A 15,470-nucleotide genomic window follows, 5' to 3' on the forward strand; every position below is an offset into this window, starting at 1 on the left:
TTTCGGGTGCAAGGATTGGTTTCTGGTGGTCATGGCGGAGGGGACACACCCGGCTCCATGCCGAACCCGGAAGTTAAGCCTTCCAGCGCCGATGGTACTGCGGGGGGTACCCGTGGGAGAGTAGGTCACTGCCAGAAACCTAATATCGAAAGAGGTCCCGGAGAGAAATCTCCGGGACCTCTTTTTTCGTCCCTTTTCCCGGCGGAGTTCCGCCCTGACGGCCCACTCAGGAGTCAAGAGACGCCAGGGACGTCTCCAGCTCCTTCAGGAAATGCTCCACCTCCAGACGCTTCGTTCCCGTATGAAAATACCGGAGCGTTCAGCGAGCCGCAATGGTGTGGAACAGGTCCGGTGCTTTGGGTGTTTCGATACGAGCTATTCCCAAGGAGAGGAGTGCCTGTGCGTGTCTCAGCGTTCGGATTTCTCCGACGGTCTTCACGCGAAGGCCTTCCGGTGATGCCGAGGCGAGGATGGATGCGTGGGTGATGGAAGCGGTGCCGAAAAAACCCGAGGATGTGCTGACGAAATCAGCGTGTACCATGGACGCAAGACGAACCGCGGTGATCGTTTCGAGGGCGTTCAGGAAAGGAACCTCGAGAACGAAGGTGAGCTGTTGCTTTTCTGTGATCTCACGAAGAGTCTTCATTTCCTCGAACAAGAGTTGTTTTTTCCCCTGGCGCAGCGGTGCGATGTCGACAACGACATTGATTTCCTGCACTCCGGAAGCGATGGCGGAGAAGATTTCCCGTTCCTTGATGTGCAGCGGAACTGACCCGAAGGGGAACCCCACCATGGTTCCCACGGTTATCGGGGAATTGCTCAAAAGTTCCACAGCGAGAGAAATGGAGTTCAACGGTACCGTGATGGAGGCGAAGCCGTTCTGGATCGCCTCGTCGCAGTGTCGGGAGATGTCCTCCGGCGTTGCTCCGGGAGTAAGAAGCGGGTAGGCAATGGATCCGGGAACGGAAGAGGCTTCCGGGGACGGGAACATCCCCGCCTCGGCTTTTGCTGCGTTCTGTCGGGCCTTTTGTTCAAGCAGCTCGATATCCGTCATGGTGTGCTATTCCTCCTTGGCCTTTTCGATGAGACAATGGCAGAGTTCTCTGTTTGCGGCATCGTCCCGAAGGGCTTTGACCGAAGAAATGCGAATTTTTCCCTGCCGGTGCAGAGAAACGAGCAGGGTCAAGAGCGAGGAGGACGTAATGCCGATACGCTGTGCCTCTTTGTTCACGTCGATCTCCGAATTTTTTTCCAGGTTGTGCAGGATATCGGAGGAGAGAAAATCGAGCCACTGCTGAAAAAGTTCCCGAATTTCAGGAGTGCTGCCCCCGGCGAGTTGAGCTGTCTGAAAGACCGACTCGACGAGGCGTGCTGTAACTTTGCTGCAGGAATCGAGAAACTGCTCGGTTCCGCTGCCTCTCTGTTCCTCCATTTGATCTCACCTTCCTTATTAGTGGAATTCAAAAATACAGGAAAAAGCACGTTTTGTCTATTAAAATAGAATGATAATGAGAGGGGTAGGGGGAAAATCAGGAGGATGGCCTAGGAGGACGGGGAAGCCTGACAGTCATTTCGACCGAGGAGTGTTTTTTCGAGGACGTTTCACGCGACCTATAGTACAATAGGATTTGAAGGGCAGCGGGCGTCGGATCTTTCTGCAAGAAGAAAGTCGGCCCATAAGGGAGGGGAACGGCATGGCTGCAGTGGTGGACATGGATGTGAAGAAAAGAGGCAAGGAACAGGGGGAATCCTCCGGCCGCGAGCGGATCATCCTCGTTTTTGAACTGTTCAAGGAAAACTACGGCCTTGACGTGAACAAGGTGCGGGAAATCGTCCGAGTGCCCCCAACCATCACACGAGTTCCGAAAGCACCTCATTTCGTCCGCGGTGTCATCAACCTCCGGGGGACGGTTATTCCCGTGATGGATATCTCCCAGAAAATGGGAGGAGAACCCCAAGGCATCAACAGTGAATCCCGTATTGTCGTGGTGGAGCTTGAGGATATTCTTTTCGGATTCCTTGTGGATGCCGTTCGTGAAGTGAGCAATATCACGGATGCGCAGGTGGAATCCGCCGATTCGGTGGAATCGAGCGTGGATAAAAAATATCTTCTCGGTGTCGCAAAGGCCGGAGATGGCAGACTTATCGTGCTTCTCGACCTCGGAGCACTTTTCGAGGTTTCGGAGATTTCCGAGGAGGATGGAAAGGCCAAGTAGTTTTTCCGTTCCCGGGCAAACGGCGAGATGCAGGTGTTGACGCCGACGAGAAGTTTGCTCCCCTTCCGAAGGGCTGCTGCATGCCGGGAAGGGGTTTTTCCATGTCTCTTGTCCGGGAATCTCTTGAACCGTACGGGGTGAAAGGTGGAGGTGTCCCTGCGGGATGGTGAAGATTGATCTGCACACGCACAGTACGGCGTCGGACGGGACGCTGACGCCGGAAGAACTCGTTCGCAGGGCGAAGCAGCACGGCGTGGCGGTGCTTTCCTTGACGGACCACGACACGACCCAAGGACTTTCATCGTTTCTCCGGGCCTGCAAAAAGTACAATGTCCGGGGTATCACCGGGGTGGAACTTTCCGCGGAGGCGCCGTTTACGCTGCATATCCTCGGATACCGGTTCGATCCCTCCTGTTCTTTCCTGGAGGAGGCACTGCAAGATCTGCGTGTGCAGAGGGACGTGAGGAATCGTCGTATCTGCGAGGTACTGCAGAAATTGGGCATGGACGTCTCCCTGGAAGAGGCTGAGCGCGAGGCGGGTGGGGAAGTCGTGGCGCGTCCCCACATCGCCCGAGTCTTGATACGGAAAGGGTATGCGCAGGACATGCGCTCCAGCTTCGGCCGTTTTTTGGGAAGAGGGGCGCTGGCTTATGTTCCTCGGGAGAAGTTTTCGCCCGAGGCCAGTATTGCCATGATTCGACAATGTAACGGTGTGGCGGTGCTGGCTCATCCCGGGCAGACCGAATTGCCGGAGGAGCAGTTCGAACGCCTGTTGAGGGATCTGACGGACCTGGGGCTTTGGGGTCTTGAATGCGTTTCTCCGCACCATACAGCCCGGGAGATGTATGATTTTATGCGCCTGGCCGCGAAATACGGATTGTTCGTCACTGCCGGGTCCGATTTTCACGGCGCGAACCGTCCCGGAGTTTCCCTGGGCGTGACGGTCGAGGATGCGCTGCTTCCCTGGGCGAGACTCGGCATCGTGATGTAAGAAAATCGCCCGTTCCTGTGCTGTGCTTCGCCTTGTCGTGTTTTTCGCAAACACGGGGACGTGCGGGGGCATCGGAGCGGGTTGGGACGAAAGGCGAGAAGAGCCCCCGTTTCCGGGCTCTTCGAGAGGAGGAAGCGACGTATGATGATAGATTTGCGGAGTGACACGATTACCCGCCCTACCGAGGAAATGCGCAAGGCCATGAGTGCCGCCGAAGTCGGAGACGATGTCTACGGAGAGGATCCCACCGTTCGACGCCTTGAGGAGCTCGCCGCCGGTCTCACGGGGCATGAAGCGGCGCTTTTCGTCACGTCCGGTACCCAGGGAAATCTGGTGGCTCTCCTTTCCCACTGTGCCCGGGGTGACGGCGCCATCGTGGGCAAGGAATGCCATATTTACAATTACGAGGGAGGGGGCCTTGCCGTTCTGGGAGGTGTCATGCCCCTTGTCGTGGACGATACGGGAGGCCTTCCCTCGACGGAATGCGTTCGGGCGCTATGTCGGGACGAAAATGTCCATTTCGCACCGGCCCGACTCCTCTGTCTGGAGAACACCCACAACCGCGAGGGAGGAAATGCGGTGGATCCGGTTGCCTATGGCGAACTCGTACGCTGCGCCATCGATGCCGGTCTGGCTGTCCACCTCGATGGCGCCCGGGTCTTCAACGCCGCAGTGGCCTGGAAGGTGGACGTCAAGGAATTCACCGCCGCCGTGGATTCGGTGCAACTCTGCCTTTCCAAGGGGTTGGGTGCTCCCGTCGGTTCCGTGGTTTGCGGTTCGAAGGAATTTATTCGCCAGGCAAGGCACTGGAGAAAACTCCTGGGCGGCGGTCTCCGCCAAGCGGGTGTGATCGCCTCCGCCGGGATCGTGGCCTTGGAGCGCATGGTTTCTCGGCTTGCCGAGGATCATGGGAACGCCGCTCTCCTCGCGACATTGCTCCGCGAGGGGGGAATGGACGTGGAATCCTGTGCCAAGCCCACGAACATGGTGTACGTGTCGCTTTCGCCTTCCCTTCCCGGGGCTAAGGAAATCGCCGAGCGGTGCGGGAAGCGGGGAGTCGTTTTCAATCCCACCTCGCCCCGACGTTTCCGGCTCGTCACACATTTCGACGTCGACGAGGCGGATGTGCGAAAGGCAGCGGCAGTTATTCTCGAGGAGGCTCGTCCTTCGTGAGAGAGATCGCTCGTCGTCAGGACGTGGAGTCGATAGCCGGATGGCTTCTTGGCGAGGCCAAGCGTTATCCCGATGTGGGGGGAGCGGATGTGTTCTATGTCGCCGGTGTGGGAAGCAGCCTTTCTCTCCGTGACGGGGAAATCGAGGAAGACTCTTCGGGGCTGTCCTGCGGCATAGGATTGCGGTCGCTCCTCTCCGACGGACGCCAGGGCGTCGCCTTCGTGAACGGTCTTGACCGGAGGATGATGGAATCCCTTGCGGAATGGAGTGTCCACAATGCCCGTACCTCCGTTGCGGATCCTCATGTGGGTCTGAGTGATCTTCCCGACCAATGCGACGCGCCGAATCTGGACGTGGAGGATGCAGCGGTCTACGCGCTGAAAAGAGAGGATCGGCTTCGGGAGGCACATCGACTTCATGCCATGGTGGCGGAAAAAGACCCCAGGATCGTTTCGGTTCGCAGTGCTTTCTGGCACGACGGCTGGGGAGAATCCTTCTACGCGAACACCAACGGCTCCCATTTGTGGCATCGGGGCACCGGCGTGGGATGCGGTGTGACTCTGGTCATGCAGGACGGAGAGGATATGGAGATGGGCGGTTCCGGAGAAGAACTCCGTTTTCTAGAGGATCTCCGGAGTGAAACGGTGGCGGCTCTCGCGGTGGAACATACCGCGAGGACCCTCGGCGGACGTCCGGTGCCGACGGGGAAATACACGCTGGTGCTTTCCCGGGAGGTGACGGCCGCTCTCCTGGACGAATTGGGGGAGCTTTTCCTCGCCTCGAATGTACAGAAGGGAAGATCCCTCCTCAAGGGGAAGATGGGATCGGTGATGGCGCCTCCCTGCCTTTCCATCGTGGACGACGGACGTCTTCCGCGGCAGCTGGGGACGGCCCCCTTCGACGGGGAGGGGATGCCCACGGGGCGCACGCTTCTTTTGGACCGGGGACGTGTCGCCGCCTTTCTCTACGACCTGCGAAGCGCCCGAATAGACGGCGCCCGGAGTACCGGCAACGGAACAAGGGGCATCTCCTCCGTGCCCGATGTGGGAGCGACAAATCTCTTTCTCCTCCCCGGTGCGGCGTCCCTGGAGTCGCTCCTTCGGGATGCGCGGCAGGGTCTCTACGTGACGGAACTGCTCGGGCTGCATACGGTGGATACGGTGAGCGGCGAATTCTCCCTGGGGGCAAAAGGTGTGGTGATTCGGGAAGGTTCTCTCGCCGAACCTTTCGCGGGTGTGACCATGGCGGGCAATCTCTTGGAATTCCTTGAGCGAATCGTTGCCGTAGGGGAGGATCTCAAGTTTTTCGGGAGTACGGGAGCGTGTTCTCTGGTGGTGCGGGATGTTTCGGTCGCAGGTTCGTAAAGGCATTTTTTTCTGGGTGCTGTGTTGCTGTCTCGGCGTGATTTCCGGAGGCATGTCGTCGGATATCGCCTCGGCGCAGGAGGGACGAAAGCTCTGGAAGGGGAACGTCCTTCTGGGTGTTGTGCCTGTGTGTGCTGAGAAGTACGGTGATTTCGTCTCACTGGAGAGCGTGGCAAAATTGATAGAGTGCTCTGTGTCGATAAAAGGGGACAGTCTCTTCCTCTCCAAAGACGGGAAGATTCTGGAATTTGTCTCCGATGCGGCCGTGGCGAGATTGAACGGGCAGATACAGCCGTTACGTCATCCTCCACTTGTTCGGGACGGAACGTGGTGGGGAGAGGCCCAGGGAACGCTGGTCCTTTTGAACAGATTCCTCGGTCTTTCCGGAGGAGCGACGGGGCTTCGTTGGGCCGGAACGGGAACGGTGGAAGAGGAAAAGTCCCTCGCCCCGTCTCCGGTTGTACAGCCTGAGGCTTCGTCGGAAGGAGCGCCTTCCCGGGTTTTGGAGGAATGGAGGAAGGAATTGGGTATGAAGGCGCCTTCGCCTTCGGACTCGCCAGCGGCGGGGGTCTCTTCCCCTCCAGGCGGCGACGTGGAGCGCATCCGCTGGTGGCGGGAGGGAGACAGCGTTCGGGTTGTCTTCGATCTCGCTTCGGACATCGCTCCCCTGGTTTCCCGCAAGGGGGATACGGTGGAAGTCCGTTTTCCAGGAATCGTCGCCGGGAAGATCCAGGGCGGGACGTCCCCCTACGGAGAGGAGCTTTCCCTTGCGCTCTCCCGGAGCGGCAAGGATCTTCTCTGTGTTTTTTCACGACCTTCCGGAGCGGGGACGTTTGCCGAGGTGAAGTCCTTTTCCCTCTCGAACCCGCCTCGCTTTGTCCTGGATTTCGGCATGGGGGGTGCCGGTGCGACACGACCGCCTGCGCTTGCCACGCCGGTTCCGCCGGTGCCATCGGAGACGGAGTCCCAGGTACGATCGCCTCTTCCCCTTGCCGATCCCGCATCGCCGGAGCCACCCCGGCGTACGACCAGATCCAGACCTCTTGTCGTCATTGACGCCGGTCACGGAGGGAAGGACCCCGGTGCGGTGGCCAATGCGCTGCGGGAGAAGGACATCAATCTCAAAGTGGCTCTCAAATTGGGTCGAAAACTGCGGGATAAAGGATACGACGTGCGTTTCACCCGGGAAACGGACGTGTATCTCAAACTCCAGGAGCGGACGGACATCGCAAACAACGCCGATGCGGATCTCTTTGTGAGCCTTCACGTGAACGCTCTTCCTCCCGGGCGCCATGCCACGGGAATGGAAATCTACATCATGGCTCTTCCCACAGACGAAGACGCAATGAAGCTGGCGCTTTTCGAGAACCGCGAGCTGGGTGGCGAGGGCATGCAGAGCAAGGAAGCGGTGGACAAAAAGACGCAGATGTTGCTTCATATCCTCGGAGACATGCAGCAGAACGCGAAAATCTCCGAGAGTATGTCCTTCGCCGAGGTGCTTTTCCGCCACGGAGAAAAATGGGGGCTTCCCATGCGCCGCGTGGCACAGGCTCCGTTTTTCGTTCTTCGGGGTGCGGGAATGCCCTCGGTTTTGGTGGAGATGGGATTTCTCACCGAGCGCAGCGAAGCGAAACGTCTCGCCACGGACGCCTATCAGGAGAAAATCGCGGATTCGCTCGTGTCGGGAATCGTCGCCTACATCCCTCCCAAGTGATGCTTACTGCGAGAGTGATGCGGCGGAATCGACGGGAGACCTTTTGGAAAAGGCGACGAAGGGCCTTGATGGAATCGGAGGGAGCGTCATGAACGACAGGGAAGAGAAATGGCAAGAGGAGGACGAAGAGGGAATCCTGCTCCCACCCCCGCCCCGCCGGGCTTCGGGAGGAACAGACCATCGCGAGGAGGCGCCGCGGAAAGCCCCTTGGCCGCTTCGTTTTCTCGCATGGACATCTCTTGCGGTCATCTGCTTCGGTGTGGGATATCTCGTGGCCAGCGGGGGGCTGAAATGGATCGACAAGAAAGGCCTCCTGGCACAACGTGACGTCGTGCAGACTCCCGCGGAAGTGAAGGCACTCATGGAGCAGGATGTGACGAGCAAAGACGTGGCCGTGCGCAGAACGGTCTATAAAGCGTACGTGATGGGGGCGGAAGGGCTTGCACAGAAGGAAGTGCCCCTGGTTCCCGGTGTTCTGGAGGAAGACCTGCGACAGGTTCTCGACGTGGCGCTCGAACCGCTTCGCGGGCAGAACGGAGCGGGGGACACGCTGCGTGTTCTGCATGTTTTCCGCGCCGGAGACATGTTGTATCTCGACGTGAGCGATGCATTTCTCACAGCCGTGAAGGCGTTGCCCTCCCAACAGGGGGCTCTCGTCATGACCGGTCTTGTCCGAACCGTTACGGAGGGTTTTCCGCCCCTGTCCCAGGTGCGTATTCTTGTGAACGGCAAGGAAGCGACGGATCGACAGCCCGTGGATCTCACCGTTCCGTGGACTCTCGCTCCGTCGTCGTGACGGAGAGGGAGGGGTGCGGGCGTGTGCGACACGAACAAGCCGGGAGTCTCCATGTTCCGGGATGACGGGAGAGGCCCTTTCGACCTGCGGGTCGTGACGATCGAGAGGAACGTCAACCGCTATGCCGAGGGTTCCGCGCTGATTTCCTTCGGCGAGACGCGTGTTCTCTGTACGGCTTCGGTGGAGGAAAAGGTTCCCCCCTTTCTCCGAGGAAGCGGAAGCGGCTGGGTTACCGCCGAATACGCCATGCTTCCCAGGGCGACTGCGACGCGTACTGTTCGTGATGCCGTCCGTGGCGGCGTTGGAGGGCGGAGCAGCGAGATTCAGCGTCTCATCGGACGCTCTCTGCGCGCCGGAGTGAATCTTTCCGCAATGGGCGAAAGGACTGTCGTCGTGGATTGCGATGTCCTGCAGGCCGATGGCGGAACACGAACGGCGGCGATAACGGGGGGATTCGTCGCACTTGTGGATGCACTTCGAACTCTTCGGGATCGAGGGATGCTTGCCGCTCTTCCGCTGCGCCATTTTATCGCAGCCGTGAGTGCCGGAAAGGTGGACGGTGCCCTGTTGATGGATCTGTGTTACGCTGAAGACAGTCGCGCCGATCTGGACTGCAATGTAGTGATGACGGAGGCCGGAGAATTTGTGGAGATCCAGGGAACCGGTGAGACAGGTCCTTTCTCGAAGAACGACCTTCAGGAACTCCTTGTCGCGACGGAGCGGAGCATCCTGTCGCTCATTGCACTGCAGCAGAACGCTCTCGCCTTGACGACGGAAGAACGGGTGCCTTTTCGTTCATGACCAGGCGCATTGTTTTTGCGAGCCGGAACAGACAGAAATTCGAGGAGATGCGGTTCCTTTTTCAGGATTTTCCCGTGGAACTCCTGTTCGGCGGAGACTTCTCCGCTCTTGCCGTGGAGGAGACAGGGGACAGTTACAGTGCCAACGCTCTGCTGAAAGCCCGGGCGTGGGCGGAAGAGCTTTGCTTGCCCGCCCTGGGGGATGACAGCGGCTTGGAGGTGGAGGCTCTTGCCTGGGAACCTGGGCTTCTCTCGGCGCGGATCGCCCCTTCCGACGAGGAACGTATCGCGTGGCTTCTGCGGCGCCTCGACGGACAGGAGGTGCGACGGGCCCGGTTCGTCGCGGCGCTGACCTGCTACTTTCCGAAGGAAGGGCGCTTTTTCCTCTCCCGCGGCGTGTGCACGGGGCATATCGCCCACGCTCCTGAAGGAAAAGACGGATTCGGCTATGATCCGGTCTTCATCCCCGACGGGTACGAAAAGAGTTTCGGCATCTTGGGAGACGACGTGAAAGCTCGAATTTCCCACAGAGCCCGGGCGGTATTCCGCATGAAGGATATGCTTTTTACTCGGACTGTGCTAGAATGACTTCTTGCGTCCAATCGTGATTTTTTCTAGGGGGTAGGGGAAAGTGAAGGTTCTCCTGAGCATTTTTCATATCGTGGTCTGTGTGGCTCTCATGGGAGCCGTGTTGCTGCAGCAGCGGAAAACGGGAGGTTTTTCGGGCATTTTCGGAGGGGGAACTCAGGCCGATGCTTCCGGCGGGCAGTGGCAGCGTTTTACGACGCTCACAAAGCTGAGTGTCGTTCTTTGCGCCATTTTCATGGCGACCTCTCTGGTTCTCGTCTTTCTCGCCGGTTGAAGGCGAGAGTAAAGGAGTTCCTCCGTGTTCTCGGACCGTCTTGATTCCCTGGAAGATGTAGTGCGCCTCCAGGTTGCGCCGGAAAGACTGTACAGTGCCACCCACGAGGAAATCTTCGCGGGGCACACGACGGATGTCTATTTCGTAAAGACCAGGGATGTGCTTGGCGCCTGCGGCCTCCTTGAAACCCCTGTCACGGCGGAGATTTTTGCCCGGGAAGAGGGAGTTTTCGCGGGGATCGGCGAGGTCGTTCGCCTTCTTCGGGACAAGGGTGTCGTTGTCGAGGCACTTGAAGAAGGGGCGACTTTTTGCCCGAAAGAGACGGTCTGTCGGATTTCCGGTTCGTACGGTGCCTTCGGCATGTACGAGACGGTCATTCTCGGCATGCTGTGCAGTTCCACCGGATGGGCGACGGCTGCCCGGCGCTGCGTTGAGGCCGCCGAAGGCAAGAGCGTTCTCTGTTTCGGCGCCAGGCACGTGCATCCGGCGGTTTCCTCCGTCATGGAGCGTGCCGCTGTCGTGGCCGGAGGATGTAACGGTGCCAGTTGCATTCTCGGGGCAAAGCTTGCCGGCGTCGTTCCGAAGGGAACCATTCCCCATGCGGCCATTCTTGTGGCGGGGGATACGCTGCGCATCGCCGAGGTCTACGACAAAAGTCTTCCCGGGGGTGAGCCCCGGATCGTGCTGGTGGACACGTTCAAGGACGAGGCGGAGGAGACGCTTCGCATCGCCACTGCCCTTGGTGATCGCCTCTCCGGGATCCGTCTCGACACGCCAGGCGAGCGGGGTGGTGTCACCCCGGGTCTCGTGGATGAGATCAGGCGACGTCTCGACGGAGCGGGTTTCCCCCATGTGAAGATCATCGTTTCCGGAGGACTCACGCCCGAGAGAATTCGTCTTCTCTCGGCTTGCGGCGCCGATGTTTTCGGGGTTGGAAGCTACATCACCCATGCCACTCCCCGGGACATGACCATGGATCTGAAAGAAGTGGACGGTCGTCCCATCGCCAAACGGGGCCGGGTGCCCGGACGCCAGGAGAACCCACGACTTCACAGGGTTCTTTAGTGGTTCATTGAGCGGAGCTGGCAAAATGGCGGAGAAGAGAAGACCCGGATTCCCCCTTGGTGGGAACCCGTGTTTTTATCATAGAGTTCCACGAGTCTTCGAGTGTTCCTGCGGAAGAAGCCGTTCCCGACATGCGGGTTGTGTGACAGGAGTCCCCCCCCACGGTACTCCGAATCTCCTTCTTGACAGTGTCGAAGGAACTCTTCTAGAATAACCGTTGCTTTTGTGACGGTACATATGTTCGCGTAAGCGATGTTCTGATTTTGAGAAGGAGTGAGGTTCGATGATCGGCAGCCGTTCCTTCATGGCCAAGCGCGAGGAGGTCCAGCGCAAGTGGTATGTGGTGGACGCAGCGGAACTACCTCTTGGCCGTCTTGCTGTCAAGGTGGCGAGAGTTCTCATGGGCAAGCACAAGCCGACCTATACATCCCATGTGGATTGTGGTGACTTCGTCGTCGTGATCAACGCAGACAAAGTTCTGCTTACGGGGAGGAAGGCGCAGCGGAGCATGGTGCATCGGTACACCGGCTACAGCGGCGGTCTCAAATCCGTTCCCATGGGAGAAATGCTCAAGAAGCAGCCGGAACGCCTCTTCGAACGGGTCGTCAAAGGCATGCTTCCCAAGAGCGTGCTCGGCCGCAGCATGTTTCGGAAACTCAAGGTTTACCGTGGGACGGCTCATCCCCACGCGGCGCAGAAGCCCGAGACAATGGACGCGTAAAGGGGGGAGAAGGGGATGAATGTTCCGATGACGTACCACTGGGGTACCGGAAGAAGAAAGACCGCTGTGGCAAGGGTTCGGATCCGTGCTGGAGAGGGCAAGATTCTTGTGAACGAACGGACGATGGACGACTATTTCCCGAGGAGCCAATGGCGGATTCATGCCTTGGAGGCATTGAAGATCGCGAATGTCGAAGGGAAAATCGATGTTTTCGTTCGCGCTCACGGGGGCGGTTTGACGGGACAGTCCGGCGCTGTGCGTCTAGGGATCGCCAGAGCACTCCTCAAGCTCAACCCGGATCTGCGTCCGGCGCTCAAGCGGGCAGGATTGCTCACTCGTGATCCTCGCATGGTGGAACGCAAGAAGTACGGTCAGAAGGGTGCCCGGGGACTGCATCAGTACTCCAAGCGGTAATCGTCTTTTCTTTCATGGAAACACCGTGTGCGGGTGGATATCCGTGTACTTCGCTCAACGGCGCGACGCTTCGTCGCGCCGTTTTCTTCTCCTTAGGCGGGGAGCCGCTGAACGCGTTCTCCTGCGCCATCTCGTTCCGCTTTGACAGACCGAACGGTCTTTGGTAGGCTGAACCACGGAGAATCCTCCGAGATACGGAGGTGTGCGGGAATGGATGGAGACGTACGCGGAAGGTCCGTTGGGGGAACCGGCAGTGACACGAAAGAGTTGATTCTCGTGGAAGCCAGAAAACTTTTCGCAAGAAAGGGTTTTGGTGGAGCGAGCATGGAGGCTCTCGTAAAAGCGACAGGCTTGAGCAAGGGCGCGCTTTATTGGCATTTCCCGAGCAAGCTTGCCCTTTATATGGAAGTAGCCGACCGGGAAGTGCGAAAAGTCGAAGCCTTCTTCACACCCACAAAAGAACACGGACGGAAGGGGCTTCTGAACTTCCTCATTTGCCAGGGAGAAGCTGTCATCGAAGAGTACATGACCAACGCGGATACCCTCCGGTTCTGGATCAATCTCCTCGGCGAGGGACTCCGTGGAAACGAGGAGCTGGAAACACATTTGAGGGAGCTTCCGGACAGTGTGGTAGAACGTCTTTGTGATCACATGGAACGCTGTTTCCCAGAGGAGGTTCGCGGCAAACGAAGCGAACTTCGGGAATTGGGTTTTATCGTGGATGCTGTTTTTGACGGCGTGGTGCTCCAGTTGGCTCTCCGGAAGGACACGGACAGGGCTAAACGCATATGGTCCGCTATTCTGTCCGGGGTGTTGCCGCAGTATCTTGGAGGAGGCGAACGAGAGTGCCTGGTAAAGGGTGCGAGAACGTGAAACGAGTTTTCATGGTGTCGCTGTGTTGCGCCTATCTCTTCGTTTGGGGGAGGACGGTCGCCTTCGCTGCCGATGCGCCGGTTCTGACTCTGGAGAAGGCCATGACGATTGCGAAGGAGCAGCACCCACTTCTCTCCGCTGCCCGGGAGAAAGTGCTTCGGGTCGAGGCGAAGTTGCGGGAAGTGGAGGCGGGGTTCGGCCCGAAAGTGGATGCGGTGCTTTCATACTCTCAGGTGAAGGACATCCCTACGACGAAGGCACTTGATCCCGGAACGGGTGTCCCCATCGGTATCGTTCCCCTGGGATACGAGAAAACCTATGCGGCGGGTCTGCGGTTGACGCAGCTTCTCTATACGGGAGGATCTCTCCGGGCGAACAGGAAAGCTGCGGAATTCGAAGTCGATTCCGCCAGGGCCGAGGAGGTTCGCACCTTTCAGTCCGTCGAGAACAGTGTCCGGAAAAACTTCTTCAATTTGCAGCGCGCCGTGTCCAAGCTGAAGGTTGCGGAAGAGGCGCTTCTTCTGGCGCAGGAGCATCTTCGTCAGGTGGAGGCGCTTTATAACAATGGCGTGGTGGCGAAAAACGAAGTGCTTCGTGTCCAGGTGGCGGTGTCCAGCGCCCAACTGGATCGCATAAGTGCCCTCAACACGGTGGACGTCATGTGGAAGGCCCTTGAACGGGCCACGGGGGCGCAGCTTCGCCCGCCCTACGAACTGGAGGAGCCCGAGAGCGATTACGTCGCATCCCCCCTTCCGGAGAATCTCGAGCAGCTGGCTCTTGCTTCCCGGGCGGATCTCCTCGCCATGGCGCATCTCCGTAACGCGGCCCTTGCCTATGCCGACGCCGCAGCGGGGCAGGCGCGGCCGCAGGTGTCGCTTCAGGGAGAGGTGACACGCACGGGAGATTCCTTCTTTCCCGAGGATGACGACTGGAAAGTGATGCTCGTGGCACAGTGGCGCCTGTATGATTCCGGAGAGGTCGGCTCCAGAGTGGAACAGGCTCGGGCTTCGAGTCGTGAGTTGCTCCATAACATGACCGATATGGAGCGACAGGTCAGCCTTGAGGTGTCCACGGCACAACTCAATCTCGCCTCCGCGCAAGTGCGTATCCAGGTGGCTCAGGATCAGCTCCTCAGCGCCGAAGAAGATTACCGCATGGCATTGAAACGCTATACCGCCCAGGTGGGGACGAATATCGACGTCCTTGATTCCCGCCTCGCCCTGAACAGTGCCAGGACGGCTCTCGTGGACGCCGTCTACGACGCCTACTCGGGCTATGCGGATCTTCTCTTCGCGGTCGGGCTCGATGCTTTCGAGGGAAAAACGAAATAGAGAGAAGCCCCTGTCCCTTGCTCTCGTCGCGTTCCCTCTGTAGAGGAATCCCTTTCGGAGCGTGAGTGTATGACAAAGCCGAGATGGCAGCAGGAAGAACCCAGGGAGAAACCCTCCCGCCCCTTTGCTGAAAGCGACCTGGAGCGACTTCGCGAGGCACATCGCCGTCTTCGTGCCGTTCGTCTCATGGTCATGGAGCTTGCGGAGGAGTATCGAAACCGCCCCTCGGGTACGGAGCTGGATCGCATGGTCTACCGCCTCGGACTGGAAGAGCATGAACTGGAGAAATTGTCGCGAGGGATATAGCAGCGGGATGCCCTCCGTCCGGAAAGACACGGAGGCATTTTTCTTGTTGACATTCCCGTCAGGGAAGCTATAATACATGCTCGTCACGCCGGTGTAGCTCAGTAGGTAGAGCAGCTGACTTGTAATCAGCAGGTCCCCGGTTCGAATCCGGGTGCCGGCTCCACCAAGAGGTAAAAGGATACCTGTTCAGATGTGGGAGGATGGCCGAGCGGTCAAAGGCAGCAGACTGTAAATCTGCCGACGGACGTCTTCGAAGGTTCGAATCCTTCTCCTCCCACCAGTGATTTGTCGAGACGAGCCGACTTAGCTCAGCAGGTAGAGCACATCCATGGTAAGGATGGGGTCTCCGGTTCGAGTCCGGAAGTCGGCTCCATTTTCGTTGGAGGTCCGGAGCGGAAGGCGTTTCGGATCTCTTTTGGTATGAAGGATGCTTTGTGATACAATCATCGACGGACGTTGTGCCCTGTGTGGGGCGACATCAATACAGTCGGGGAGGTCTCTGTGATGGCAAAGGAGAAATTTGCGCGGTCGAAGCCGCATCTGAACATCGGCACCATCGGCCACATCGACCACGGGAAGACGACGCTGACGGCGGCGATCACGAAGACGCTGGGAAGAAAGGGATACGCGGACTTCACCCCCTTCGACCAGATCGACAAGGCGCCGGAGGAGCGTGAGCGGGGCATCACCATCAACATCGCCCACGTGGAATACCAGTCCGACACGCGGCACTACGCGCACATCGACTGCCCCGGGCACGCGGACTACATCAAGAACATGATCACCGGTGCCGCCCAGATGGACGGAGCCATCCTCGTCGTGTCCGCGGCGGACGGCCCCATGC

The 15,470-nt window shown here is 58.8% G+C and carries 18 protein-coding genes, 3 tRNA genes and 1 rRNA gene; 20 read left to right on the forward strand and 2 right to left on the reverse strand.

Features of this window, described 5'->3' with window-relative positions; genetic code table 11:
- The first annotated feature begins 21 nt into the window (after positions 1-21).
- Positions 22-137 (forward strand): 5S ribosomal RNA (gene rrf, locus Q1K49_RS01405).
- A gap of 182 nt (positions 138-319) precedes the next feature.
- On the opposite strand, the gene deoC is transcribed toward rrf, so the two are convergent.
- Together deoC and Q1K49_RS01415 are read right to left on the reverse strand one after the other, a co-directional pair.
- The gene (deoC, locus tag Q1K49_RS01410; protein ID WP_213693346.1) at positions 320-1,054 is read right to left on the reverse strand and encodes a deoxyribose-phosphate aldolase; all 735 of its coding nucleotides are present in this window, start codon (positions 1,052-1,054) and stop codon (positions 320-322) included.
- A gap of 6 nt (positions 1,055-1,060) precedes the next feature.
- Positions 1,061-1,432, reverse strand: a complete 372-nt coding sequence (locus Q1K49_RS01415; RefSeq protein ID WP_213693345.1) for a hypothetical protein — start codon at positions 1,430-1,432, stop codon at positions 1,061-1,063.
- A gap of 262 nt (positions 1,433-1,694) precedes the next feature.
- On the opposite strand from Q1K49_RS01415, the gene Q1K49_RS01420 reads away from it, so the two are divergent.
- From Q1K49_RS01420 to Q1K49_RS01510, 19 genes are all read left to right on the forward strand, one after another.
- Entirely contained in the window at positions 1,695-2,216 is a 522-nt protein-coding gene (locus Q1K49_RS01420) for a chemotaxis protein CheW (protein WP_213693344.1), read from the forward strand.
- A 163-nt stretch (positions 2,217-2,379) separates the two neighbouring features.
- Positions 2,380-3,207, forward strand: coding sequence for a PHP domain-containing protein (locus Q1K49_RS01425; RefSeq protein ID WP_300521951.1), 828 nt, complete (start codon positions 2,380-2,382; stop codon positions 3,205-3,207).
- A gap of 141 nt (positions 3,208-3,348) precedes the next feature.
- Positions 3,349-4,380, forward strand: coding sequence for a low-specificity L-threonine aldolase (ltaE, locus tag Q1K49_RS01430; RefSeq protein WP_300521954.1), 1,032 nt, complete (start codon positions 3,349-3,351; stop codon positions 4,378-4,380).
- Positions 4,377-5,744, forward strand: coding sequence for a TldD/PmbA family protein (locus tag Q1K49_RS01435; RefSeq protein ID WP_300521957.1), 1,368 nt, complete (start codon positions 4,377-4,379; stop codon positions 5,742-5,744). The genes ltaE and Q1K49_RS01435 overlap by 4 nt, the downstream gene beginning before the upstream one ends.
- A gap of 52 nt (positions 5,745-5,796) precedes the next feature.
- Positions 5,797-7,458, forward strand: coding sequence for an N-acetylmuramoyl-L-alanine amidase (locus Q1K49_RS01440; RefSeq protein WP_300521960.1), 1,662 nt, complete (start codon positions 5,797-5,799; stop codon positions 7,456-7,458).
- Between the two features lie 88 nt (positions 7,459-7,546).
- Positions 7,547-8,254, forward strand: coding sequence for a GerMN domain-containing protein (locus tag Q1K49_RS01445; RefSeq protein WP_213693339.1), 708 nt, complete (start codon positions 7,547-7,549; stop codon positions 8,252-8,254).
- A gap of 51 nt (positions 8,255-8,305) precedes the next feature.
- A complete protein-coding gene (rph, locus tag Q1K49_RS01450; protein WP_029165585.1) occupies positions 8,306-9,055 on the forward strand; it encodes a ribonuclease PH in 750 nt (249 codons plus the stop codon).
- Complete coding sequence (locus Q1K49_RS01455) at positions 9,052-9,642, forward strand: non-canonical purine NTP pyrophosphatase (RefSeq protein ID WP_213693338.1); 591 nt, start codon at positions 9,052-9,054, stop codon at positions 9,640-9,642. Before rph ends, Q1K49_RS01455 begins: the two co-directional genes overlap by 4 nt.
- A 43-nt stretch (positions 9,643-9,685) precedes the next feature.
- A complete protein-coding gene (gene secG / locus Q1K49_RS01460) occupies positions 9,686-9,916 on the forward strand; it encodes a preprotein translocase subunit SecG (protein WP_213693337.1) in 231 nt (76 codons plus the stop codon).
- Positions 9,917-9,940: 24 nt separating this feature from the next.
- Complete coding sequence (locus Q1K49_RS01465) at positions 9,941-10,981, forward strand: nicotinate phosphoribosyltransferase (protein WP_300521966.1); 1,041 nt, start codon at positions 9,941-9,943, stop codon at positions 10,979-10,981.
- 283 nt (positions 10,982-11,264) lie between these two features.
- Positions 11,265-11,702, forward strand: a complete 438-nt coding sequence (gene rplM, locus Q1K49_RS01470; protein ID WP_029165581.1) for a 50S ribosomal protein L13 — start codon at positions 11,265-11,267, stop codon at positions 11,700-11,702.
- A gap of 15 nt (positions 11,703-11,717) precedes the next feature.
- A complete protein-coding gene (gene rpsI, locus Q1K49_RS01475) occupies positions 11,718-12,116 on the forward strand; it encodes a 30S ribosomal protein S9 (RefSeq protein ID WP_029165580.1) in 399 nt (132 codons plus the stop codon).
- 210 nt (positions 12,117-12,326) lie between these two features.
- Positions 12,327-12,989: a TetR/AcrR family transcriptional regulator gene (locus Q1K49_RS01480; protein WP_213693542.1), complete on the forward strand. Its 663-nt coding sequence runs from the start codon at positions 12,327-12,329 to the stop codon at positions 12,987-12,989.
- Entirely contained in the window at positions 12,962-14,320 is a 1,359-nt protein-coding gene (locus Q1K49_RS01485) for a TolC family protein (RefSeq protein ID WP_213693541.1), read from the forward strand. The genes Q1K49_RS01480 and Q1K49_RS01485 overlap by 28 nt, the downstream gene beginning before the upstream one ends.
- A 69-nt stretch (positions 14,321-14,389) precedes the next feature.
- Positions 14,390-14,626, forward strand: a complete 237-nt coding sequence (locus tag Q1K49_RS01490; RefSeq protein WP_029165575.1) for a hypothetical protein — start codon at positions 14,390-14,392, stop codon at positions 14,624-14,626.
- 87 nt (positions 14,627-14,713) lie between these two features.
- A tRNA-Thr gene (locus Q1K49_RS01495) sits at positions 14,714-14,789 on the forward strand.
- Between the two features lie 31 nt (positions 14,790-14,820).
- Positions 14,821-14,906 (forward strand) — tRNA-Tyr (locus Q1K49_RS01500).
- A 17-nt stretch (positions 14,907-14,923) separates the two neighbouring features.
- A tRNA-Thr gene (locus Q1K49_RS01505) sits at positions 14,924-14,999 on the forward strand.
- A 131-nt stretch (positions 15,000-15,130) separates the two neighbouring features.
- Positions 15,131-15,470 (forward strand): GTP-binding protein (locus Q1K49_RS01510; protein ID WP_300521974.1); only part of this gene is annotated, 340 nt, incomplete at its 3' end.

Source organism: Aminiphilus sp., from assembly GCF_029975095.1.
GTDB lineage: Bacteria > Synergistota > Synergistia > Synergistales > Aminiphilaceae > Aminiphilus.

What these genes read in the sequence shown, in the direction of transcription:
- deoC (WP_213693346.1), bottom strand. Translation starts at nt 1,054, where the DNA reads ATGACGGATATCGAGCTGCTTGAACAAAAGGCCCGACAGAACGCAGCA.
- Q1K49_RS01415 (WP_213693345.1), bottom strand. Translation starts at nt 1,432, where the DNA reads ATGGAGGAACAGAGAGGCAGCGGAACCGAGCAGTTTCTCGATTCCTGC.
- Q1K49_RS01420 (WP_213693344.1), top strand. Translation starts at nt 1,695, where the DNA reads ATGGCTGCAGTGGTGGACATGGATGTGAAGAAAAGAGGCAAGGAACAG.
- Q1K49_RS01425 (WP_300521951.1), top strand. Translation starts at nt 2,380, where the DNA reads ATGGTGAAGATTGATCTGCACACGCACAGTACGGCGTCGGACGGGACG.
- ltaE (WP_300521954.1), top strand. Translation starts at nt 3,349, where the DNA reads ATGATGATAGATTTGCGGAGTGACACGATTACCCGCCCTACCGAGGAA.
- Q1K49_RS01440 (WP_300521960.1), top strand. Translation starts at nt 5,797, where the DNA reads ATGTCGTCGGATATCGCCTCGGCGCAGGAGGGACGAAAGCTCTGGAAG.
- Q1K49_RS01445 (WP_213693339.1), top strand. Translation starts at nt 7,547, where the DNA reads ATGAACGACAGGGAAGAGAAATGGCAAGAGGAGGACGAAGAGGGAATC.
- rph (WP_029165585.1), top strand. Translation starts at nt 8,306, where the DNA reads ATGTTCCGGGATGACGGGAGAGGCCCTTTCGACCTGCGGGTCGTGACG.
- Q1K49_RS01455 (WP_213693338.1), top strand. Translation starts at nt 9,052, where the DNA reads ATGACCAGGCGCATTGTTTTTGCGAGCCGGAACAGACAGAAATTCGAG.
- rplM (WP_029165581.1), top strand. Translation starts at nt 11,265, where the DNA reads ATGATCGGCAGCCGTTCCTTCATGGCCAAGCGCGAGGAGGTCCAGCGC.
- rpsI (WP_029165580.1), top strand. Translation starts at nt 11,718, where the DNA reads ATGAATGTTCCGATGACGTACCACTGGGGTACCGGAAGAAGAAAGACC.
- Q1K49_RS01480 (WP_213693542.1), top strand. Translation starts at nt 12,327, where the DNA reads ATGGATGGAGACGTACGCGGAAGGTCCGTTGGGGGAACCGGCAGTGAC.
- Q1K49_RS01490 (WP_029165575.1), top strand. Translation starts at nt 14,390, where the DNA reads ATGACAAAGCCGAGATGGCAGCAGGAAGAACCCAGGGAGAAACCCTCC.